This is a genomic window from Oceanobacillus jordanicus (genome assembly GCF_022095695.1).
Classification (GTDB): Bacteria; Bacillota; Bacilli; order Bacillales; family Amphibacillaceae; genus Oceanobacillus_B; species Oceanobacillus_B jordanicus.
On the sequence record NZ_JAIFZM010000023.1, the window covers coordinates 1 to 22,085 of the forward strand.

Annotated in this window: 24 protein-coding genes; 12 read left to right on the forward strand and 12 right to left on the reverse strand. The window is 38.2% G+C overall.

Translation table 11 applies throughout. The annotated features are described in order from the left end of the window. Together K3T81_RS18355 and K3T81_RS18360 are read left to right on the forward strand one after the other, a co-directional pair. Window positions 1–288, forward strand: a 288-nt coding sequence (locus K3T81_RS18355; protein WP_238022084.1) for a hypothetical protein, incomplete at its 5' end; no start/stop codon positions are given. Window positions 289–836: 548 nt separating this feature from the next. Continuing rightward, complete coding sequence (locus K3T81_RS18360) at window positions 837–3,896, forward strand: efflux RND transporter permease subunit (protein WP_238022085.1); 3,060 nt, start codon at window positions 837–839, stop codon at window positions 3,894–3,896. Between the two features lie 119 nt (window positions 3,897–4,015). On the opposite strand, the gene K3T81_RS18365 is transcribed toward K3T81_RS18360, so the two are convergent. The 3 genes from K3T81_RS18365 to K3T81_RS18375 form a co-directional block, all read right to left on the reverse strand. Then, complete coding sequence (locus K3T81_RS18365; protein WP_238022086.1) at window positions 4,016–4,480, reverse strand: DMT family transporter; 465 nt, start codon at window positions 4,478–4,480, stop codon at window positions 4,016–4,018. Window positions 4,481–4,491: 11 nt separating this feature from the next. After that, window positions 4,492–4,920 (reverse strand): DMT family transporter, encoded by a 429-nt coding sequence (locus K3T81_RS18370; protein WP_238022087.1) that lies wholly within the window; start codon window positions 4,918–4,920, stop codon window positions 4,492–4,494. 83 nt (window positions 4,921–5,003) lie between these two features. Next, on the reverse strand, window positions 5,004–5,318 hold the full coding sequence (locus K3T81_RS18375; protein ID WP_058951154.1) for an ArsR/SmtB family transcription factor: 315 nt from the start codon (window positions 5,316–5,318) through the stop codon (window positions 5,004–5,006). Window positions 5,319–5,538: 220 nt separating this feature from the next. On the opposite strand from K3T81_RS18375, the gene K3T81_RS18380 reads away from it, so the two are divergent. Beyond that, on the forward strand, window positions 5,539–6,441 hold the full coding sequence (locus tag K3T81_RS18380) for a hypothetical protein (protein WP_238022088.1): 903 nt from the start codon (window positions 5,539–5,541) through the stop codon (window positions 6,439–6,441). Between the two features lie 45 nt (window positions 6,442–6,486). On the opposite strand, the gene hxlR is transcribed toward K3T81_RS18380, so the two are convergent. Further along, entirely contained in the window at window positions 6,487–6,840 is a 354-nt protein-coding gene (gene hxlR, locus K3T81_RS18385) for a transcriptional activator HxlR (protein WP_036577204.1), read from the reverse strand. Window positions 6,841–7,035: 195 nt separating this feature from the next. Here hxlR and hxlA point away from each other — a divergent pair, with 195 nt between their 5' ends. Together hxlA and hxlB are read left to right on the forward strand one after the other, a co-directional pair. Then, a complete protein-coding gene (gene hxlA / locus K3T81_RS18390) occupies window positions 7,036–7,668 on the forward strand; it encodes a 3-hexulose-6-phosphate synthase (RefSeq protein ID WP_036577205.1) in 633 nt (210 codons plus the stop codon). A gap of 6 nt (window positions 7,669–7,674) precedes the next feature. Continuing rightward, the gene (gene hxlB, locus K3T81_RS18395) at window positions 7,675–8,232 is read left to right on the forward strand and encodes a 6-phospho-3-hexuloisomerase (RefSeq protein ID WP_238022089.1); all 558 of its coding nucleotides are present in this window, start codon (window positions 7,675–7,677) and stop codon (window positions 8,230–8,232) included. A 103-nt stretch (window positions 8,233–8,335) separates the two neighbouring features. Here hxlB and nhaC read toward each other — a convergent pair whose 3' ends face one another. Continuing rightward, window positions 8,336–9,793 carry a Na+/H+ antiporter NhaC gene (nhaC, locus tag K3T81_RS18400; RefSeq protein ID WP_238022090.1) on the reverse strand — a complete coding sequence of 486 codons (1,458 nt, stop codon included), beginning with the start codon at window positions 9,791–9,793 and terminating at the stop codon, window positions 8,336–8,338. Between the two features lie 15 nt (window positions 9,794–9,808). Beyond that, window positions 9,809–10,972: a trans-sulfuration enzyme family protein gene (locus tag K3T81_RS18405; protein ID WP_238022091.1), complete on the reverse strand. Its 1,164-nt coding sequence runs from the start codon at window positions 10,970–10,972 to the stop codon at window positions 9,809–9,811. 205 nt (window positions 10,973–11,177) lie between these two features. On the opposite strand from K3T81_RS18405, the gene K3T81_RS18410 reads away from it, so the two are divergent. After that, on the forward strand, window positions 11,178–11,867 hold the full coding sequence (locus K3T81_RS18410) for a FadR/GntR family transcriptional regulator (protein WP_238022092.1): 690 nt from the start codon (window positions 11,178–11,180) through the stop codon (window positions 11,865–11,867). Window positions 11,868–11,965: 98 nt separating this feature from the next. On the opposite strand, the gene K3T81_RS18415 is transcribed toward K3T81_RS18410, so the two are convergent. The 3 genes from K3T81_RS18415 to K3T81_RS18425 all read right to left on the reverse strand — a co-directional run bounded on the left by K3T81_RS18415 (window position 11,966) and on the right by K3T81_RS18425 (window position 13,610). Next, complete coding sequence (locus tag K3T81_RS18415) at window positions 11,966–12,349, reverse strand: DUF2512 family protein (RefSeq protein ID WP_106895774.1); 384 nt, start codon at window positions 12,347–12,349, stop codon at window positions 11,966–11,968. Between the two features lie 45 nt (window positions 12,350–12,394). Further along, window positions 12,395–13,228, reverse strand: a complete 834-nt coding sequence (locus K3T81_RS18420; protein ID WP_119576854.1) for a manganese catalase — start codon at window positions 13,226–13,228, stop codon at window positions 12,395–12,397. A gap of 208 nt (window positions 13,229–13,436) precedes the next feature. Beyond that, window positions 13,437–13,610, reverse strand: a complete 174-nt coding sequence (locus tag K3T81_RS18425) for a hypothetical protein (protein WP_036577212.1) — start codon at window positions 13,608–13,610, stop codon at window positions 13,437–13,439. A 171-nt stretch (window positions 13,611–13,781) separates the two neighbouring features. Between K3T81_RS18425 and K3T81_RS18430 the strand changes: the two genes are divergently transcribed. From K3T81_RS18430 to K3T81_RS18455, 6 genes are all read left to right on the forward strand, one after another. Next, entirely contained in the window at window positions 13,782–14,147 is a 366-nt protein-coding gene (locus tag K3T81_RS18430; RefSeq protein ID WP_338044684.1) for a DMT family transporter, read from the forward strand. Window positions 14,148–14,164: 17 nt separating this feature from the next. Next, window positions 14,165–14,515 carry a DMT family transporter gene (locus K3T81_RS18435; RefSeq protein ID WP_238022094.1) on the forward strand — a complete coding sequence of 117 codons (351 nt, stop codon included), beginning with the start codon at window positions 14,165–14,167 and terminating at the stop codon, window positions 14,513–14,515. A 43-nt stretch (window positions 14,516–14,558) separates the two neighbouring features. Beyond that, window positions 14,559–15,224: a uracil-DNA glycosylase gene (locus tag K3T81_RS18440; RefSeq protein WP_238022095.1), complete on the forward strand. Its 666-nt coding sequence runs from the start codon at window positions 14,559–14,561 to the stop codon at window positions 15,222–15,224. A 204-nt stretch (window positions 15,225–15,428) separates the two neighbouring features. Next, window positions 15,429–16,757 (forward strand): spore germination protein, encoded by a 1,329-nt coding sequence (locus K3T81_RS18445; protein WP_238022096.1) that lies wholly within the window; start codon window positions 15,429–15,431, stop codon window positions 16,755–16,757. Then, window positions 16,750–17,823, forward strand: a complete 1,074-nt coding sequence (locus K3T81_RS18450) for a GerAB/ArcD/ProY family transporter (RefSeq protein ID WP_238022097.1) — start codon at window positions 16,750–16,752, stop codon at window positions 17,821–17,823. The genes K3T81_RS18445 and K3T81_RS18450 overlap by 8 nt, the downstream gene beginning before the upstream one ends. Then, window positions 17,820–18,884: a Ger(x)C family spore germination protein gene (locus K3T81_RS18455; RefSeq protein WP_238022098.1), complete on the forward strand. Its 1,065-nt coding sequence runs from the start codon at window positions 17,820–17,822 to the stop codon at window positions 18,882–18,884. Before K3T81_RS18450 ends, K3T81_RS18455 begins: the two co-directional genes overlap by 4 nt. A gap of 60 nt (window positions 18,885–18,944) precedes the next feature. Here the strand turns inward: K3T81_RS18455 and K3T81_RS18460 are convergent, their stop codons facing one another. The 3 genes from K3T81_RS18460 to K3T81_RS18470 form a co-directional block, all read right to left on the reverse strand. Beyond that, the gene (locus K3T81_RS18460) at window positions 18,945–20,159 is read right to left on the reverse strand and encodes an EAL domain-containing protein (protein ID WP_238022099.1); all 1,215 of its coding nucleotides are present in this window, start codon (window positions 20,157–20,159) and stop codon (window positions 18,945–18,947) included. Between the two features lie 319 nt (window positions 20,160–20,478). Further along, window positions 20,479–21,240: an ABC transporter permease gene (locus tag K3T81_RS18465; protein ID WP_238022100.1), complete on the reverse strand. Its 762-nt coding sequence runs from the start codon at window positions 21,238–21,240 to the stop codon at window positions 20,479–20,481. Further along, complete coding sequence (locus tag K3T81_RS18470; protein WP_238022101.1) at window positions 21,237–21,965, reverse strand: ABC transporter ATP-binding protein; 729 nt, start codon at window positions 21,963–21,965, stop codon at window positions 21,237–21,239. The genes K3T81_RS18465 and K3T81_RS18470 overlap by 4 nt, the downstream gene beginning before the upstream one ends. Window positions 21,966–22,085 lie beyond the last annotated feature (120 nt).

Sequence of the window (22,085 nt, forward strand, 5' to 3'; positions counted from 1 at the left end):
GGTAGCATGGATGTAATGATTACTATTTTTGAAGACGATACATATACCGATTATGCCTTTGAAAATGAGTTGAAATTAGAACTTAAGAAAATTGGCCGTGATATTATTACTCTTGAGAGTAATAAAACAAAAGAACGAGTGGGATTCAAAAAGAAAGATATGAGAGTGGTAAATGTGAAAATGGATGGGGAAGAGATAGAAGATCCAGATCAATTTAACGACACAATTTCACAAGCGGTTGTTCAAGCAACAGAAAATTTGGCCCTTGAATTATATGGACTAGTATAAATCTAGATAAACTGCTCGTAAGCCATCTATTTTTAGCGTTCAAAAAAATAAACCGTTTATTTTTTTCTGTGCAGGAAAAATAAGAAAAGAGGCACATAGAATGAAAGGAGGTATATGTTGTTAAATGAATATGAAACATTTTACTTTCGAAGGGACCTAACATATCTGACCTATTTATTGCTAAAAAGCAATGAAAGTAAGAGGGCGAAGCAAATTCGTAGTGAAATTGAGTTCGTAAGAGGGATACTAAGTAAAGCTAGCTGATGACAAACAACCTGCATATTAGTTCTGTAACCAAAGCATTGTATTTAACAAAAAACCGAACGAGCATTCGAATCTAAAACTATTCGAAGCCGTTCGGTTTTTTATAGATATGTGAATGACATGTCTAATAGCCACTCTATTATCATACATAAATCCCTTTTGCATCCCAATTACTTGTGAACAAGCATAAGAAAAGAAAGATGATATTCCGTACTTATCAATTGATAAGTGAAAGGATATTGTGTTATAAAATAAGAGTCAAAACGAAAAAAGGAGACTCTAATATGTTGGATTGGATTTTAAAGCGGTCTAAGCTCTTTATACTTTTTATTGTATTGTTTGTCATACTAGGCGTGTTTACTTTCTTTCAACTACCACAGCGGGAAATCCCTGAAACGACAGCGAATGTGGGTACAATTAACACCGTCTACCCTGGTGCTACGGTAAACACTGTAGAGCGGTCGATTACAAACCCAATTGAAGATGCACTACGATCAGTAGATGGTATTGCCGAATTAAACTCGACTTCTTCAGCCGGATTTTCTAATGTAGTGGTAGAAGTAGAAGAGGGAGCGAGTAGAGATGACGTATTTGCAGACATAAATCAAGCTGTTTCCAGTGCATCAACGTCCTTTCCGGATGAGGCACTTGAACCAGAAGTTAACGAATCGATGTCACAATCACCTATTGTCTCCTATCATCTCACGAGTGATACACGTGACAACTTGCTTTCCTTAGGAAATGAATTGAACAATTGGAAAGATGAAGTAGAAGCATTACCCGGGGTTGCAGGTGTAACCATCAAAGGATTACCTGAGGAACAAATCCTGATCAGCGTAAAGCAGGAGGAGTTAAAAGAAGCAGGGCTTAATCCGGGTGACTTGCAAACTGCCATTAATAATGAGTATTCTCCAACACCTTTAGGTAAGCAAGATATGGAGGAGGAAGTGGTGCAGCTTTCGGTAGATAACTATGATTCCCTGGAGCAGATGGAAGAAGTCTACATTGGGAAAAATCCAGAGGGCGATTCTGTTTACTTAAAAGACATTGCAGATGTGGAGGTTAGTTCAAAAGAGCTTGAAGATCTTATCACCTTTGAAGGGAAACCTTCTATATCTTTCACAGCTTACGTGAAAAAAGGCGAGGATATCCCCACTGTTGATGAACGAGTAGCTACCAAAGTGGATCAGCTTGCAGAAGGTCTTCCTTCTACTGTGCAACTTGAGTCATATTATTCGCAGGCATCCATTGTAACGAATATTTTTGATGGATTATTCCAATCACTTGCCATTTCAGTATTAGCCGTTATTGTTGCAGCAGCTCTTGGACTATCTGCTTCTGGTGCATTGGTAGTAGCACTTGCTGTACCAATATCTGTTTTGACTGGATTAATTCCATTACAATTCACAAGCGTTGATCTTAATCAAATTTCTGTTATCGGAATTATTATCGCGCTAGGTATTATCGTGGATGATTCCATTGTTATTAATGACAATATCCAACGCAGGTACAAACTTGGGGACAAAGGATTAATGGGAGCAGTAAATGGTGTGAAAGAGATTTGGGTCTCCATCGTAACTTCTTCTCTTGCCATTGTATTTACTTTCCTGCCACTTATTTTTCTATCCGGAGGAAACGGTGCATTTATCCGCGCCTTACCAACAGTGTTGATATCAACCATTATTGCATCAACGTTGGTAGCACTAGTCTTTGTGCCGATTTTTCGTTATTTATTTAACCGTCGATCGAAAAAACCGATGTCAGACGCACCAGGTATTGCTGGAAAGCCTTTAAATAAGCTTGCAGACTTGTATGCCGATAAGCTTTTAAATAAGTTTTCTAAAAAGCCACTTATTGTTTCTATTATTGGGCTTATTTTTACAACCGCGATCTTCGGGTTAGTCTTGTTAACGCCATTTGAATTCTTCCCACCAGCAGATAAGGAAGAAGTAACGGTAGACATTACACTACCAATCGGCACACCTCTTGATGAGACGCACGATGTGCTTCAAGACATGGAAGAAAGATTACAAACAGATGACGGTGTATATGAAACAAGTGTCTTTACAGGTACAGGTACTCCTGGCCTCTTTAATAGTTCACTATCGAGGACTGGTGAGAATACTGGTCAGATTGTAGCCAGAGTAGATCGGGAAAATCAAACAACGCAAGGGCTAATTGATGACTGGACAGACAAACTTCGTAGTGAATACCCTGACGCTGAGATATTTATGGATACGATTCAGCAGGGCCCACCAGTTGGAGCTCCTGTCACCGTTACAGTGAGCGGTCCTGAGATAGAGCAATTAATTGAACTGAGAAATGAACTAACGAAAGATATTGAAGGATTAGAGACTGATATTGTTGTTGATAATGTAGGTGAATTTGAACCATCAATAGAATATGTTCCGAACCGCGAGGAGCTTGAAGAGAATGGCATTAGCATTAACCAAATTAGTCAGCAAATACGACTAGCAACAGAGGGAATTCCGCTTAGCTCGTTTGATGACGGTGTAGTTAAACGAGATATGAAGATCTTACTTGATGGCGAGGATACGATTGATCTTTCTAAACTAGAAGTTCCTGCTGCCTCGACAAATGGCCCACCAGAACTTATTTCGCTGGATGAGCTTGTGACCCCAAAAGAGGGAGAAAAACTGCAAATCATTCCGCACATTGATGGCGAACGTTCCATTACGCTTCGAGCCTTTCCGGAAAATGAGGAGAATTATGAAGCAAACGTAAGTGAAATTGTAGAAAAACAAAGGGAGCAGCTTGATGATTCTAATTATAGTATTACATTAGGTGGAGAAAACGAAGCGCAAAGTGATTTCTTTATGGAAATTACTGTACTCTTTATTATCGTGCTTTTCCTAGTGTACCTATTAATTGCGTTTCAATTTAACTCCCTTTCGTTACCGTTTCTTGTTCTTGTTGCAGTATACCTGGCAATATCGGGAGCCATACTCGGCTTATTTGTTACCCAAACACCAATTAGTTTTCTAGGTGTGATGGGAATGGTATCGCTCACGGGTATTGTGGTGAGAAACTCGATTGTGTTAATCGAATTTATTGAACAATCCTTGAAAAAAGGAATGGATGTAAAAGAAGCAGTGATTGAGTCTGGACGTGTACGACTACGACCAATTCTGTTAACCGCCATTACGTCAATTGTTGCCTTAATTCCAGTAGCTGTAAGTGGAGATGCTCTCTTTACACCACTTGCCGTGACAATTATATCTGGTATTCTCTTCTCGGCAATCTTAACCTTAATTATGGTACCAATGCTTTACCTCGTGTTCTATCGTTTTAGAAGAAAGAAAACAGACAGCGAAACGATATAAGGACGCTCAAAATGAATATAAAATAGGCTTAAGGATCAACAAATAACGAATTTTGTTATCTATCGTAGGCATTAAAAAGGACTATCAATTGTTAATTAATTTGATAGTCCTTTTTTATGTTACGAGGCGTCTTCTTCGCTGGTACGTTTATTTCCTTTATAGATAAAATAAAGTGCAATGATCATAAATAGTAATGCAACATAACGTTTACTATCTAGAGGAACTACTAAACTATTGAACCAGCCGAAATTGTCAATAAGAATACCGATAACAAGCTGACCAATAATAACCGTAATATTTGTTGCAATAACCCCAATTTTAGGGACAGCGGCTATAATAAAAAGTAAAAACAACACTCCTAAAAATACAGCGCTTAATTGCCATTTAGGTACTTCCAGAATGGCAAGTAGATTTCCATTTCCAAAAAAAAGTATTAAAATTGCTAGAAACATTGTTCCAGTTATAAAAGTTAACAGTGTCGTTTCAATTGTTCCTGCTTTACGACCGAATGTGCCATTAACAGCAGACTGTGCGCTTAATGTAAGACCACCTATAAAGGTGAATAGGATCATTAATATACCCACTTTCAGACCTCCTAGTAAACTAAAATAAGAGCTATTACCATTGAAATAACAGCTAATATTTTTTCTTTATTGATTTTAGATTTCTTGCTTCCGAGCCAGCCATAATGTTCAATCACTATGCTCATAACTAATTGACCAATAATTACTGCAACCATCGTTATTCCAACGCCAACAAATGGAACACTAATTACAATTGACGTTAAATAAACAACGCCTAAGACACCACCAAGCAATGTCCATTTAGGTGCTTCTACGACATACGAAAGTTTACCTTTTCCAAAGAATAACCAAAGTAAACCAAGGATGATGGAACCCACCAAAAAGTTGTAAAAGCTAGTTTCCAGCTTTCCTATCGTTTTCCCTAATTCACCATAGATAGCCCCTTCAAAACTGAGCGCAGTCCCTGCTAATAATGCTAATATATACGAAATGTAACGCATTAAATCATTTCCTCCTAAGTTCTTTATATTTAGATATCTAGAATAATCGATATATAATGGTAAAAAAACAAAAATCAACCAACTTAGATTTCTGTTTTAAGAAATTCAGTAAACTGATGAATGGCTTCTTCGTTTCTTCGATAGTACGTCCACTGACCATATCGAACAGATTCAAGAAGACCAGCTTTCTGCATCATATTTAAGTAGTGAGAGACCGTAGATTGAGAAGCTTCGGCTTTTTCTTGAATGTCTCCTACACATACTCCCCCTTTGTAACTTACCTCCTTTGGCAGGTGAGCCCCTTGTTTAGGAAAATGCTTCTCTGGTTCCTTCAACCACTGTAAAATGTTAAGTCTCGTTTTGTTTGATAGCGCCTTAAACACATCGATTGTTTCCATAGGCCATATTATATATCGGCTTTATTCGATATGTCAATTAGTAGAAGTTAAATGAAGTTAAATGTATTATCCGTGTCTTGGTATAGCTCTGTAGTAGCTCGTTCTTATACTAACAATTCTATACAGTGGTATAAGATTGAACGTGGAGGACCTCTTGTTTCCCGTCATACTAGTTTGATATGCTAGTAGAAAGATACATAAGATATTAGGGGGAAATAGGTTGTACAAATCTTTTGTAGCTATAGGGATTATGGCTACTATAACGTTAGTAGGTTGTGACTTAAATCAGCAGGAAAACATAAAAGAGGTTTCAATGGCTGAGCTTAGCCAGCAGGAAGAATTGAAGAAAGAAGAAATAGTTCTCGATAAAGATGAAGTAAGCGATAAAGCAGAATCCGCCAGTTCTGACTATGAGAACAAAGACCAAAATGCCAAAGAAAAGGCAGAAAATACAGAGAGAGCGAGCGAACCAGAAACCGAAGAACCCGGACCTGAAGCTGAGGAAGAGACTAAAAGTGAAGAGGAGTCGAAAAGTGAAACGGCTCCTGAAGAGACGGAGGCAGAGGGGGCAGTAGCTACAGAGAAAGAAACGGAAAAGCCAGCTGATACGTTTAATCACTATCCACGAGGGCAATTTGCGGTGGATGGCAATCCGGGTCAGATAGTGGAAAATGCGACTGGTGTTTTTACAATTGAAAAAGCAACAGAAGCAGGCAATGTGAAGGTAGGTCCTATAAACATAGAAATTAAAAATGTCAGTCTTGTCAGTGGAGAAGTAACAGAAGAGTCGATAGCCGGTATTTCGGGTGATGAGGTGAGTTTCTTGCAAGTGGACGCCGTTTTGCAGAACACAAGTGATCTTCCCCTTCAGTTCTGTTTTGCATGCACCACAATGGATATGAATGGCCATCAGTTAACTGCTCATGATATGTTTAGTGGCAGGACAGACGGAGATTACACCAGTACGACACCAAAGAATGCCACGTTGGTATACATGTTAAATGAAGACCACCCACCTTCAGAACAAATCAGCAATGTAACAATTGATATTACTTCATCTCCTGAAAATATAGAAACAGAAAAAAGCGTTGGGACTGGAAAGTCGATTGATGTTTCGCTTTAAGAAGCAAAACCACTACACTTCAAGTCAGGTAGTGGTTTTGTGTTATTATTTAATCATTTTGTCTTCATGTAACACTTCTTCCATGTAATCTTTTCCCCATTCATACATTGCATCCAAAATAGGCATTAGTCGAGTTCCATACTCTGTTAGTGAGTATTCTACTTTTGGTGGTACAACAGGGTAGACTTCGCGGTGTATAATATAATGCGCTTCAAGCTCGCGTAGTTGATTCGTCAACATTCGTTGGGTGATCCCAGGCATAAGGGTTTTTAACTCACCAAAGCGTTTCGTTCCTTTTTTTCCTAAATGCCAAATGATTAGCATTTTCCATTTACCACCTATGACAGAAAGAGTTAATTCCTTTTCACAGTTAAAGGTCTTTTCAGCGAAATTAGGCAAGTTTATCAATCCCTTTCTTTAAATTAAATGGAGTTGGACAGTATACTTTTTTGCACTATCTGTAATGAAAGTGCGTACTTTTCAATTCATTTTATAGAAAGTATAATCTTTTTTAAGCAGCTGAGTAAATCAATTAGCTTTTGAGCATTCTATTCATGTTGTGAATTATTATGACGTAAAGGGGATTTTTTAAAGATGAAATTACAGTTAGCGTTAGATCTAGTAAACATACCAGAAGCGATTGAACTTGTATCTGAAGTTCAAGATTCTATTGATATTGTAGAAATTGGAACACCTATTATTAACAAATTTGGCCATGAGGCTGTTCGTAAAATAAAAGAAGCTTATCCAAGCTTAACGGTACTTGCTGATGTGAAAATTATGGACGCAGCTGGTTATGAAGTAGAGCAAGCTTCAAACGCTGGTGCCGATATTGTTACGATCCTTGGTGCAGCTGAAGATAGCTCTATTCGTGGAGCGGTGGAAGCAGCAAAAGAAGCAGGAAAAGAAATTCTTGTAGACATGATTGCAGTGAAAGATATCGAAACGCGTGCTAAAGAGCTTGACCAGCTTGGTGCAGACTATATCTGTGTTCACACTGGTTATGACCTGCAAGCTGAAGGCAAGGATTCTTTTGAGGATCTACGTACGATTAAAGGTGTTGTTAAAAATGCGAAAACAGCGATTGCTGGTGGGATTAAGCTTGAGACACTTCCGGAAGTAGTTAAAGCTCAGCCAGACCTTGTTATTGTAGGTGGCGGTATCACTTCAAAAGAAGATAAAAAAGCGGCGGCAGCCGAAATTAAAGAACTAATTAACAAAGGATAATGGAAGATGAAAACGACGCAATACTTTGAAGAGATTATCCGTGAACTAGAAAGTAGAACGCAATCTATCTCAGAAGAAGAGTCTGAGAAATTAGTCGAGGCTATCGTTGCAGCTAATAAAGTATTTGTAGCTGGTGCAGGACGTTCTGGCTTTATGGGTAAATCATTTGTCATGCGCATGATGCACATGGGAATTGATGCCTATGCAGTTGGAGAAACGGTTACCGCGAATCTGCAAGAAGGTGACTTGCTAATTGTAGGAACGGGATCTGGTGAAACACAAACATTGGTACCCATTGTGGAAAAAGCCAAAAGTTTAGGTGGCAAAGTAGCAGCCGTAACGTTATCACCACAGTCAACGATTGGACGATTTGCTGATCTTACGGTTGTTCTTCCAGGTGCGCCGAAAGATCAGGAAGATGGCCAATATGAAACCATCCAACCGATGGGGTCTCTCTTTGAACAAACCTCCTTACTCTTTTATGATGCTGTAATTCTGCGTTTTATGGAGAAGAAAGAGCTTAACTCAAAACAGATGTATGGAAAGCATGCTAACTTAGAATAGAAATCAATACAAGAAGCTGTACCCTAAATGTTGGGTACAGCTTTTTGTAGACTACTTTAAGGTTTGTCGACTAAATTGGTAAGACCTTGTTATCGGTATACTACTACATTGCTTCCTGGTTTGTTTCATCTTCTTTAACATCTTCATCTAATTTTCTAATGCCAAATCCATTTGTATAAGGGGCTAGAAAACCATATAAAGCAGAAAACACAATGCCACCTAGGTTGAAAATTGCCCATGGGAGAAATTCAAAGTTTCCTACACCAAGTGTCGTAGCCATGAATACACCTGAAACTGTCCAGGGCATGAGAGCTTCCGTAATGGTAACTGAATCCTCCATGCTTCTAGATAGGTTCGTCGGGTGAAGGTTCCGTTTTTTATATACATCGCCATAAATGTCGTTGATCAAGAAATACGTTACAAGGGCGTTTGATGTACAATTAATAACCGCAAATCCAGTTATGAGGGAGGCGAAAATCACGCTTCCAATGGATTTTAGGTACGTAATAACTTTTTCAAGGATAACGTTAAGTGTTTGTGAGACTTCCAATGCAGATGCGAAAAAGAAGGCACAGAAAACGAAGAACGTCGCATTATACATCGAGTAGAGGCCACCACGGTTTAGTAGTTCCTGAATATCTTCTGAAATAAGGTCTGGAGAAACTGCGAGCATTTCTATATTGAATCCTTCAACAGCTGCAGTGAACAAATTAGCAACACTGGCACTCTGGAAGAAAAGTGCGATGAGCATAGCTGTTATAGCCGAACAAAATAGAACGATCAATGGATTTTTTTTCATAAGTGATCCCGTAATCACGATGACTGCTGGAAGCAAGACGACGGGATTAAGGATGAATAGCTCACGAATTCCTGTCAGCATTTCATCTATACTGTTTAACTGACCAGGTGATGAGTCTATTTGAAGCCCAACAAAATAAAAAACAATGATAGCAACAATAGATGAGGGAACAGAGGTGTATAGCATATGTTTTATGTGTTCATACAAGTTGGAACCTGCAGCAAGTGAACTCATATTGGTTGTATCCGATAAAGGAGAAAGCTTATCTCCGAAATACGCACCGGAAACGACAGCACCTGCAGTAACCGCTAATGAAAGATCCATTGTCTGGGCAATACTCATAAGCGCAACACCAATGGTCCCGGCAGCACCCCATGAGGTTCCTGTACAGGTGGAGACGATGGCCGTAACCAAAAATGCTAGTACATATAAATAAGCAGGATCAATGATTTCCAAACCGTAATAAACGAAGAACGGGATAGTTCCTGAAATCATCCAGGTTCCAATAAGCAGACCAATACTGAATAAAATTAAAATAGCTGGCAAAGCAGTCTTGATTTTTTCTCCCATCACGGTAATGATTTTTTCCCATTTATGACCGTATAGCCCAGCAAATATTGCGAATACGACACCTGCGAAAATAAGCATCAACTCAGCTTGAAATTTCAGTACACCAATCCCAATAATAAAAATTGCGAGTGCGAGGACAATAGGAACCATGGCCATCCCGACGGTAGGTCGTCTCACTTCATTTTGACTCATTTTAAATCTCTCCCTTTAGTAAGATTTAATCGTTTGCACGGCTTGAAATCCTTTTTCTAAGTCAGCGATTAATAAATCAGGCCCTTCTAGTCCAATCGAAAGCCGAACTAGTCCGGGGCTTATTCCTTGTGCTTCGAGATTAGAAGCATTATCACGTTTTATTGGTGCATTAATTAAACTCTCGTACCCTCCCCAGCTAACGCCAATTTTGAAAACCTTCATTTGATTGATGAATAAGGCAACTTTCTCAAAGGTCCCTTCTTTCAATTCAAAGCTTAATAGTCCGGAAAAACCGGCCATTTGCTCTTTTACGATAGGATTGTCTGTTTGTAAACTCGGGTGGTGTATAGAAGTGATCTCCTCCTTTGTCTTTAAATAGTTAATCATTTGCAGCGTATTATATTCATGTTGTTTCATTCTTATAGGTAAGGTCCGTAAGCCTCTTAGAATTAAAGAGGCATCATGTGGAGACATAACCGATCCATTGAGTTGAAATCCATATTTAGATATTTGATCGATTAATTCTTCGTCCCCTATCACTGCTCCGCCTACTACGTCACTGTGTCCGCCAATGTATTTCGTTAAGGAATGGATAGAAAGGTCAAAACCTAACGTTAACGGTTTTTGGAAAATGGGAGTGGACCATGTGTTATCAATTGCTGTAATAATCCCATGCTGCTTTGCAATAGTAGAAATACTTTTCAGATCGACTACTTTCATGGTCATCGTGCCTGGGCTCTCAACGTAAATTAACTTGGTATTTGGTTGAATGTCGGCTTCTACTTCTTCCCCTGCGAAACTATGTTCAATTCCAAAACGGTTAAGATGCTCTACTAGTTCCTGTGTCGGTCCGTAGATCGTGTTCACGAATAACACATGATCACCTTTTTGAAGGAGAGAGAGGAATACCGAGCTGATGGCCCCCATCCCCGAACCGAAGCATTTACACCTATCCCCACGCTCAAGCATGGCTAGTTTTCTCTCGAGAATTTCGGTTGTCGGATTGACTCCGCGTGTGTATACGTAATTTTCTCTTTCAGCAGATTGTGCTTTTGTAAACGCTTCAAAAGTTTCGAACGCAAATAAGCTGGTTTGATAAATGGGAGGGGAGACCGCCCCGTGGTGCTTTTCAGGTGTGTCAAAAGAGTGTGTGCATATTTGTTCATCTGTGTATGACAAGTTGTATGAACCCCTTCCTAAGTTGATGAAATTATTCCGGTGTAACTCCAAAAACTCCCACTGATTGAAGTTTCACTTTATCGTATCATACTTTCAACCTGTATGAAAGGTTGGATTTTTCGGATAATTAATAATTGAGAAGTTTTTTATGATAAAGTAGAGGAAGAGTATAGTAGCTATACAATGAGCGGTGTTGAGGTGAAAAATGGAAGCAATTAAAAAGAAACGATTATCGGAAATTGGTGCAAAAGAAATTAAAAGGTATATAAAAAGAGAGAAACTTAAAAGTGGGGATAAACTACCGTCCATAGCTGAATTGGTAGGAATTCTTCAAATTGGAAGGTCGTCGTTAAGAGAAGCTCTACAACTATTGGAAACCCAAGGAGCTATTGAGGTTTTAAACGGTAAAGGAACTTTTATTAAAGATATGAAGCCTTTCCAAATTCAACTATCCTTTGAAGTAGAGGATGAAAAGAATTTTCTGCTGGAAGTGCTAGAGGTACGAGAGGCGTTGGAAGGAAAGGCTGTCCAATTAGCTGTACACGCAGCGAATGAAGAAGATATTAAAAAAATGCAGGCCCATTTAAAAAGTTATGTTCAATTTATCAATGAAGAGAAAAGAGACGAAGCAAACCATGCTGATGCAAGCTTTCATCAAGCCATTTATCGTGCATCTAAAAACACCATGCTGGAGAGCATGATCGACTCAGTCTGGGAAACCTTTCATAGGTTTTGGAATAGACCTTTTGGAAAAGAGGATATTTTTGACGAAAGCTACCCCCACCACGAAACGTTACTTCAAGCAATTAAAGAGCGGGATACAAATAAAGCAGGAAGTGCGTTTGAGAAAATCATGAAATCAGTAAGAGACTCGATTTTGGAGATTCGTGCTTAAACAATGCTTCAGTTTAGTCTAAGGACATATTCTATTAGTGTAATGGACAATGGTGATAGAGGAAGACTATCCAAATTGAATTGGATAGTCTTTCTACTTTAATAATTATGAGATGTGCGGTACCTATTACCAAATCCGATATCTTTTTTAAGAATGTAGATATGGAAGAAGTATTCACCTAAAGCCATAACGATGGCTGCGATAACAGCTGCTAATGCCATTGAACCTACAGAAAGACTTGTAAAAGCCATTCCTAAAAGCCAAATTATTACAAAGGCCATGCCAAGGTCTGCCATTGTTGCCATCATATTTGATGTCTTAGGTAGGATAAACACGTCTCCTAGTAGATAGGAAAGTACGCCAAGAATTAGGGTAATAAGTAGTACATTACCAAACGTAATTCCAAACCCAACTCCTAAAACTAAATAGAGGACAACGAGAGACATTACACCTTTTATTGCTAGTGCTTTACCATGTTGCATCATAATTCCTCCTTCGTTTAGTTGGTTTTTCAAAGTGGTTACGTTCTATGACATTTTATCCTCGTTTGGAGGAGTGTTGTGCATATAAGATGGTGCTGGATTAAGCACCGGCTTCTCACCATGTGAAACTGGCTTGCTTACATATTCAAAGTTTGCTGCACCGTCTGGAGCTTGTTTACCAACAAAGTCTAATTTTTCACTGTCATTTCCTTCAGAGAAGTTAATTAGCTGATGAGAAAATTCTGTTGCTTCCCAATCTGCTGGTACAGTACTAGGGACGATAACCCCTTCTTTTGCTTCTAGTTCTTTAATGGCTGCAATCCACTGATTTTGGTGCATTGTATCGCGTGCTAAAAGGAAAGAAAGTAATTCTTTAACACCACGATCATCTGTCATTTCATAAAGTCTAGCAACCTGAAGTCTACCCTGTGATTCTGCATTTAAGTTTGCGCGCATGTCTGCAAGTAAATTTCCGCTAGACACAATATATCCTGCATTCCAAGGTACACCTACACTATTTTCGGGCGCTGCTCCGATTCCAGATACGATTGCGTGGTGTGGATTCATATCACCCATAACTGCACCGATAACTGGATCTTTCGCTGCTTCCTCCTGTGCTTGAACTGGTGCTTTGTCTAAAAGCCTTGCAACCATCGTTGCTAACATTTCAACATGTCCAATTTCTTCCGTACCAGTATCCAAAATTAAATCCTTATATTGTTCGTTTCCTCTAGTATTCCATCCTTGGAAGAGGTATTGCATGGCTACTGACATTTCACCATACTGACCGCCTATAACTTCCTGCAGTTTTTTAGCAAATACCGGATCTGGGCGGTCTGGTTTGGCATCAAATTGAAGTTCCTTCTTATGGTAAAACATGAAATATTCTCCTCTCCTTTATTGTTCAGTAGTTTCTTTCCTCTTTCTAAAAAAAATAAACCAAATAATATAAAGTTCAGATCAACATTGAAGGATAATCCATAGAAATGAAAAATCCCTTTCTATGATCAAGAAAAGGGAGGAAGTTCCATATAATTTCTGAGTATAAAAAAAGAGGAGAACCTTAGAGAAGTTCTCCTCCACTTAGTTAACGTCGATGTTGTATGAGGTCAATTGTCCCTAAGACCACATGGGCTAATCCGAAGCCGAAAATGGTGTTTGCTAGCATGTCATTGGCGTTCTTTTGCTTTTTTAGAATATAGCCTGTCGTTGTGACGGCTGTTCCTAGTGTGGTTGGAATAAAGCCTTCGCGAATTTCCATTCAATCTCCCCCTACATCGAGTTATGGCACATGCCGTACCAGTAAGTAGTATCACCATTTAAACAAATAGGATGCTTGCTAATAAAACAGCCCAACCGTTATGATTAGGATGTTGATAGAAAATAAAACGGCTGACCGGAAGTAATAATAGGCCATTTATTTAGCAGTTTTTTGCAATCAAAGTTTAAGGGAAAAGAAAGTGGTGTAAAGATGAACGCGTATATTTGGTTAACAATGGCTATTTTATTTGAAGTTTTTGGGAGTTCCATGCTTAAAGTTTCCAATGGATTTAAGAGGTTAGTTCCAGCGATAGGGGTTATTGTCGGAATGGGATTTGCTTTTTATTGTTTATCCATTGCCTTAAAAACACTCCCTCTGGGTAACGCCTATGCTATATGGGCTGGGCTTGGCACGGCTTTAATTACCTTGGTAGGAGTTGTTTTTTGGAGAGAGAACTTAAATTTAAAAAAGGTTGCGGGACTTATATGTATCATTACAGGCGTTGTCTTACTTAGGCTTGCTAATCCGGGCCATTAGAATAGAGGAGATAAATAATGAAAAAGGGTTATATTGCGTTATCCATTGCGATTATTAGTGAGGTATTCGGTACGACGATGATTAAATTATCTAACGGATTTACAGAAATGCTTCCCCTATTTGGAGTTGTGGTAGGGTTTGGTTCAGCATTTTACTTTTTATCAGTCTCTCTTAAAGAACTCCCTCTTAGTTTAGCTTACGCCATTTGGTCCGGAGTAGGTACAGCATTAACAGCTATACTTGGTATTGCAATTTGGCAGGATCCTTTTAATGCAATTACGTTTGTAGGGCTGCTCCTAATCGTTGGTGGTGTCGTTTTAATGAACGCATCAACAGGGAAAGAACAAGAAACAGAACCTTCTCACTAGTAATTGGCGGAAATAATAAACACTACAAAGGAGAGAAGTTAGATTGGGAAAAGATATTCTAAAAAACGACTGGGCTCCATTGCTTCAAGACGAATTCTCAAAAGATTATTACCAAGAGCTACGAACATTTTTGAAAGAGGAGTATGCAAAGCACACCGTTTATCCAAAGAAGGAAGACATTTTTAATGCGCTTCATTTCACCCCGTATGAAAAAGTAAAAGTAGTCATTCTAGGACAGGATCCATATCATGGTCCTAACCAGGCACATGGCTTAAGTTTTTCCGTGAACCCACAGGTAAGTGTTCCACCATCTTTGCGAAATATTTTTAAAGAGCTGCAGGATGATTTAGATCTCCCCATACCAAATCATGGGTATTTGATCAATTGGGCAGAACAGGGAGTATTGCTCCTAAATAATGTCTTAACGGTTCGAAAGGGACAAGCGCATTCACATAGAGGTATGGGCTGGGAGCGGTTTACAAATCGGGTGATCGAGACGTTGAATGATAAAGAGACCCCAGTAATATACATCCTGTGGGGATCAGCGGCTCAGAAAAAAGAGGCGCTAATTGATACAAATAAGCATTATATAATAAAAGGGCCACACCCAAGTCCATTATCTGCTTATCGTGGTTTCTTTGGAAGTAAACCCTTTTCTCGTACAAACGAGATACTTGAGAAGCAAGAATTGAAAGGGATTGATTGGTAAGAATGTGAAGTGAAAGCACCTTCAAAGTTATTTTCACTGTTTAATGGGTTTACAAACAATTTCTAAGGCATTAACAGACTTGTATACATGTAGTTTTTGAAGAAGTCTTTGATCGACTCATAGAGTCCCGGTCAAAGACTTTTTTTCATAAATAATGAGAGGACAGTAGGGAACAATAGTAGAAAAGACGAAGGGTTTGCTTTTATGAATTCTTTACTATCTGAAATTAAAGCAACTTTTAAAGATAATGATGACTTTTTTTTGATGCCACAAAATATACAAGGCATCGACATTGTTTTAATGGGATTGACGAGCCTTATTGATCTCCCAAAGTCGATTGAAGCTTTGGAAGATAAGTTTGAGAGAAATTCAACGAAAAAAGAAATTCTGATGCGATTAAATAATAATGGGGAGAAAAAAAAGAATATAGCAGAAATAAGTTCTTCTGTCATCGAAGGAAATCTCCTCGTCCTTGTTAAGTCTAAAGCAAATGTTGTTGCTTTAAAACCAATAGGCAAAAGCCTATCAAGAGCTGTTGAATCATCAGAAAATGAACAGGTTTTACAAGGTCCCTTAGTAGCTTTTACAGAAGAAGTAGATATAAGTATCGGGATTTTAAGAAAGCAATTACCTACAGCAAATCTTCTTGTGAAGAATTATACGATGGGTAGGGATATTAATAGAAAGTTGTCTCTCCTTTATTGTGAAGGAAAAGCAAGTCCAAAATTGATCAGAGCCATAATGGATAAACTAGATATGTCCCAAGATAAAGAAATCAATAATATTCAGGATTTAATAAAGGTGCTGGGTTTGCGTTCCCGTAGTGTGGTTGCCCCTTTTAAAATAACGGAATTGCCTGAAGAAGCAGCGCAGTCCTTACTCAAAGGTAAGGTTGCGTTATTCTTGGATAATTTCCCATTTGCATTAGTTTTACCGGGGGTTATTTGGGATCTATTTATTCTTGAAAATGATCGAAATTTCACCTATCCACTGATGCTTGCTATAAGGTTGCTTCGGATGGTCGCTATTATTGTGTCGCTAATCGTACCTGGGCTGTATGTTGCCTTGGTAGCAGTAAACCCAGAAGTTCTTCAAATCGAGCTAGCCCTCTCTATTGCACAAAGTCGGGAGGGTGTTCCTTACCCGGCTTTTGTGGAAATGTTGTTTATGCTTATTATTATGGAATTTATTATCGAAGGGAGTATCAGGCTTCCTAAAAGTATTGGTCCCACAATAACAATGGTAGGTGGAATTATCATAGGTCAAGCAGTAGTGGAAGCAAAATTAGTAAGTAATATTCTAATCATTTTTTTGGCTGCTGCGACTATTGCTAATTCCACCGTCATTGGTTTTCAAAACGCAGCCTTTATCAGGCTATTCAAATATATTATTTTAATTTTAGCTGCAATCTACGGAGTACTGGGAGTTCTTGCTGGCATCTTTCTTATTGGTGCTCACCTTGCAAGCATCCAGGTTTTTGGGATCTCTTATCTATCAAACAACTTGAAGAAGGAGGGAGAAAAAAATGGATAAAAGTATTCAAATAACCGTTTTTTATATTCTTACGCATATGGGATTAATTTTCTTTTTGTACCCGGCAAATATAATAGAGAGTACAACAGCAGCACACTGGATTCCTATTTGTATAGGTCTTTTCGTGCATATCTTAATTGTTATCATTTATTTAACGGGCCTTCAATTCTTTCCTCACAAAGATCTTGTATCTATCTATACCGCTTCAGGGGCCACCATGACATTTCTATTTCTCCTTCCGGTAGGTGTGTACTTTTTGATGATAAATATTATTGCAGTTCGAGCTTACTCCGAGATTATTATGATCATTTTCTTGTCGAAGACACCTCTATGGGCAATTATGGGATTATTGTTATTTAGTGCAACGTATCTTGCGTATAAAGGGTTAAAAGCTATCTTTCAGACTGGTTTAATATTGGCAATACTAGTTCTACCTCTCATTCTGTTCACCATTGTTGTTTCTTTTCAGAATGTAGATTGGCGCTATATCTACCCCATATGGAATGATGATTTCTCCTTCTTTAATAAATCCGTCTATTATAAGAGCTTTTTCGCTATTGGTGGTTCCTTTTTATTCCTTGGATTTGTGCACCCTGTTTTGCCTTATCGTCCTAAAATGGTCTTACTTAGTGTGATAGCTATTCTCCCACTCTTTTTAATTTCTGTATACGTTCCTATTATGACATTCGGGCAAGCCACCTCTTCCAACTTTTTATTTCCCTACGTTATGACGGTAGATGCAATCCAATTATCTTGGCTTATGTTTAACCGAGTAACCATGTTCTTTCTCTTAGGTTTGGTCATTTTCATTACATTATTTATGGCGCTTGTATTATGGAAAACTGCTAGAATTATGCATGCTTTTTTACCTTTACGAAACCAGGGACTTCTTGTAATTCTATTGGCAATATTTATCTTTAGTTGTGCGTTGTTTATTTCAGATTGGAAAGAGATTGAAATGATCTTTGGTTGGAATACACCTCTACGATTTTATGTTGTATTTGGTGTGCCGCTCTCCGTCCTTATACTGGGTTTAAGGCAAACAAAGGGAGAAACCACGCCATGATAATCAGAAAAGGATCTTTTATTTGCTGCTTACTCATATTATTAAGTGGTTGCTGGGACAATAAGGATATTAATCACCGTTTAATGCCCGTGGTCTTAGGCATTACAGGAGAAGGGGACCAATATAAAGCTTACCTGCAAGTGCCTAGGCCTGAAAGTGACGAAATGGGGTCACAAGTTATTATAGAGGAAGGGCACACTATTAACCAAATTGTAAATAAAATTAGTGTGAATATGGAAAGTAGCATTGATTTATTGCATATCAAGGTAATTATTGTAGATAAAGAACTTGCAGAGAAAGGACTATCTGACCTTATCACTGGATTTATGCGGTCTAGGGATATTTCTTCAAAGGCCCTAATAGCTGTTAGTGAAAGTAATTTAGACGATTTGTTTTCGAAGATATCGCATTATAAAGCACCAGAGGGTTCAATATTATTGGATTACTTTGAAAAAAACGCAGGCTGGGAACCACAGATTGCACTTACAAGAATTTGGCAAGTTTATAGAAGTATTCATTCCTACACAAGAGATGTTGCCATACCATTGGTAGGAATGGGAGACACTACTTTTTTAAATCATACGGGTTCCGCTGTTATAAAAAACGGGAAAATGGTAGGTAGAATTAGTTCTGATGAGACTTTGCTATATAACGCCTTTAGTGGACACAGTACGAATGGGAAAATAGAAGTGTTGGATGATGCCAGTGTGATGATCCTTGGTAATCAATTAATGACCAAGAATAAGTTTGAAAACGACAAACCTTACCTCACTACAAATATTTCGTTTAAAGTAATGATACTCGAAACGAAAAACAATCCATCAGCAGAAAAAATAAAGAAAGAGTTGGATAAACTTCTCATGGGTCGTCTAGAAGGGTTATTAGAAAAGTCTCAAAAGAATAAAGCTGATATTTTTGGGATGGGTCAATACTTTAGAAAGGAGATCCCGCGAGACAAACTGAAGAATTGGCGATCAAACTATTATTTAGCTTTAAAACTGGACCTTAATGTGGAGGTAGATATTCAGAATGCCGGAAATTTGAAAATACCTTCTAAATAATGGAGTCCCACAAGCCAAATGAAAATTTGGCTTGGACTCGATTTAGCAGAAATTAATAAATTATAGAAGACCTTCTTGTTCATATAAAAAGTCATATGGGATATCAATAAAAATAAATACATCCTCTGACATAGGGAAAGAGTAGGTTCTTATACGTTCATCTCGTTCAATATCTGTATATAGGTCGGAGAGTATGCCTTTTTTCTCGATGTTCATGCGGACAATGTTTTCAAAAAAGTAAGGGCGCCAGCTCCAATTCTTTTGCCTTCCTTCATAATGTAGTTTCCACTCGCCATCACTATTTTTCTCTGCGTTGGAGGAAAGTTGGTATCCAGCTTGATTACATATGTAAACACGGAATGTAATAGGATCACAGTCATTAGCAATGGTGAGTATTGTTTTATCATAATGGTCTTCTGTGTTTAATTTTTTCAGGCTTTTACTTAGTTGATTGTTTATTGATTCAGTCAAATCAAGCTGAGCTTTCATCTTTTTCTGTTCGAATGTGATGAAATGGTGAAAATCTTTTTTTATTTTCTCCTTACAACAATCTGTCGCTACAAATTCAGGCAACTCTTTTGCGAAGTAAATTCCTTGGTAGTAATGCCCACCATTTCGCCAAGCATAATTTAATTGTTGGAATGTTTCTATGCCTTTAAACAGCAGTGTAGCACCAATTTTTCTTGAGAACATAGAGAGTAAATGGTGCACATCTTGATAAAGATGTGGTAATGCATCATTTTCTAAAAAAGAGGTATCTACTTTTAAGATATTTGGTTTAATCATTGCTAATCGCTCCAAGTTTCCATTTTGGTTCCCTGCATCATCAATTGCCAGACGTATACCAAGTGTTTGGATATAGGCTAGTAGGTGTTTGTAAGAGTCAATGTGTTTGATCACATAGTCTGCAGATAGCTCTAGAACGAGCCTGTTTAAGTTTAAACCTCGTTCTGCGTATGATTGCAATAGATTTAGTAATGTTTCTCCATTATCATTTAATAATAATTTTGCATTATAATTTATAAATAAAAGCGTTGATTGTTCTGTATTGAAAAAGAGGTCTAAGGCTTTTTGTTGAATAATCGTGTTCAATTCCAGACGAAATTCGCTCGGAATGGAATCATCCTTAAAAAACCAATCTAGACTGAGCTTTTCAGAATCTTCGTAGTAGGGTTTTAACTCGTAGCCAATAATTAATTGATTTTCGGCACTAATAATCGGCGAAAAATATGGAACAACTTGCTCTTGATTCATCATGATATCTAAAGGGTCCAAATCGATCACCTCCATCTCTGGTTATATGTATTATAGCATGAGCGGATGAGGATTTCTTTAATTTCAATTGGTGTAGTTTCAGATTGAATTGCTAAAATACTCTTTCTACACTAGATGCATCATTAAACTTCTTCTCGTTTTCTCTCTCTTTAGAGAGCGTTTAAAATCCTCATACTCCTACTTATTTCATAGTAGTAATTTCAATAGTATATTTTGGATGGCCAAGTAGTGGGTGGGGATGAGTAATAAGGCTAACTAAATATGGGAAAGAGCATATAAAAAAGGATAGGAGTCTCCCTTTTACAGAAGACTTCTATCCTTATTTCTTAGCTTCTAGTTTTAAAAATTGCATGCGCTCATTAAAAAGGGTGGGATAGGATAAATATCCTAGCATAATACTTGTCACAACGGCTGTCGTTAGAAGGAGAAAAAGGATCAGTAATTGAAATAAAACTGCCTGTACAGGGTCTGCTCCAGCTATAATTTGCCCGCTCATCATTCCTGGAAGCTGCACAAGTCCAATTGTTTTCTGACTCTCAATTGTCGGGATGGTGCTTGCCTGAATCGATGTGATTAATTGTTTATGGACTGCTTGCTTCGGCGTTCCACCAAGGGAAAGAATAAGCTCGGTCTCTTTTGATTTTGACTCTACCTCTGATATAAAACGATTTAGAAACAATATGGAAAGCACCATGGAGTTTCCGATAACCATACCACTAATCGGAATAATGTACTGGGCAGTGGCAGGTGTTATGCCTAGGCCTAGTAGAATTCCTTGTGTTAGTATCTCAACTGTAATAAAGGTGAGGACAAGCTTCCGTGTAATCCCTTTAATTTGTACGCCTTTTTTTCTAGCGTTTTGTGTTGCTGCAGCTATCATAAGAATAATCATAAGTAGGATATAGATAAGATGTTCCGACTCGAAAACAATTTGCAGAACATATCCTACAGCGAGAAGCTGAATAATAGATCGTACTGTAGCAATCAGTGTATCTTTTTCAAGTCCCAAATTTAATGTCTTAGATAATACAAGAGGAATAATAACAAAGATTAGTGTAATAGCCAGTGATAGATAACTCATGAATTGTCTCCTTTCACAAAAAGCCTGACTTCATTGTTTTCAGGCTCGTCTAAAAGAGAGCTTTCTCCAGATTCAATGAGTTGTCCATCTATTAACACCCATGTATAATCCCCGATTGTTCGCGCTTGTTGAAGATTGTGTGTAATCCACACAATTGTCGTGCCATAATGTTTATTAATCCTTACAATTAACGCTTCAATATCTTGTTGGGAAACTCTATCTAGAGAAGAAGTAATTTCATCTAGAAGTAATATAGAAGGGCGGTTTACGAGTGTTCTAGCAATCGATAGCTTTTGCCTTTGGCCACCTGATAGGTCGTTTGTGCTCTGGGTAGAAATAGTAATCGGCAGACCTACGAGCTGCAGTAATTCTTGTGCCTTTTCCTCTGAAAGATCCTTGCCCTGTAAAGTTAGGGGCATAGCAAGGTTTTCATATACTGTTCCGTCAATCATGGTTGCATCTTGCAAGGCAAAACCAACCATTCTTCTTAACTCAACAGGTGGATAGGAAGCAATTTCTTTTCCCGCGATTAGTATGTCACCTGTATCGGCTGTATGTAGCCCATTGCATAATTTGAATAAGGTGGACTTACCAGCTCCGGATGGCCCTACAAGCGTGGTGATCTTCCCTTCATAAAAAGTCCCGGTAAGATTGTGTATGATGGTTTTTCCTTTAACAGAAAAGGTAACATTATTCCATTGAACTGCTGCATTTAATGATGGCATTTTTTTCACTTCCTTTTAGTGCGCAAATGTGCTGCACTTTTCCTATTATGAGAATATCCATAGCGTAACATGTATGGATAAAAGAAAAAACTTCCACTATTAAAGTAGCGGAAGTTCTTA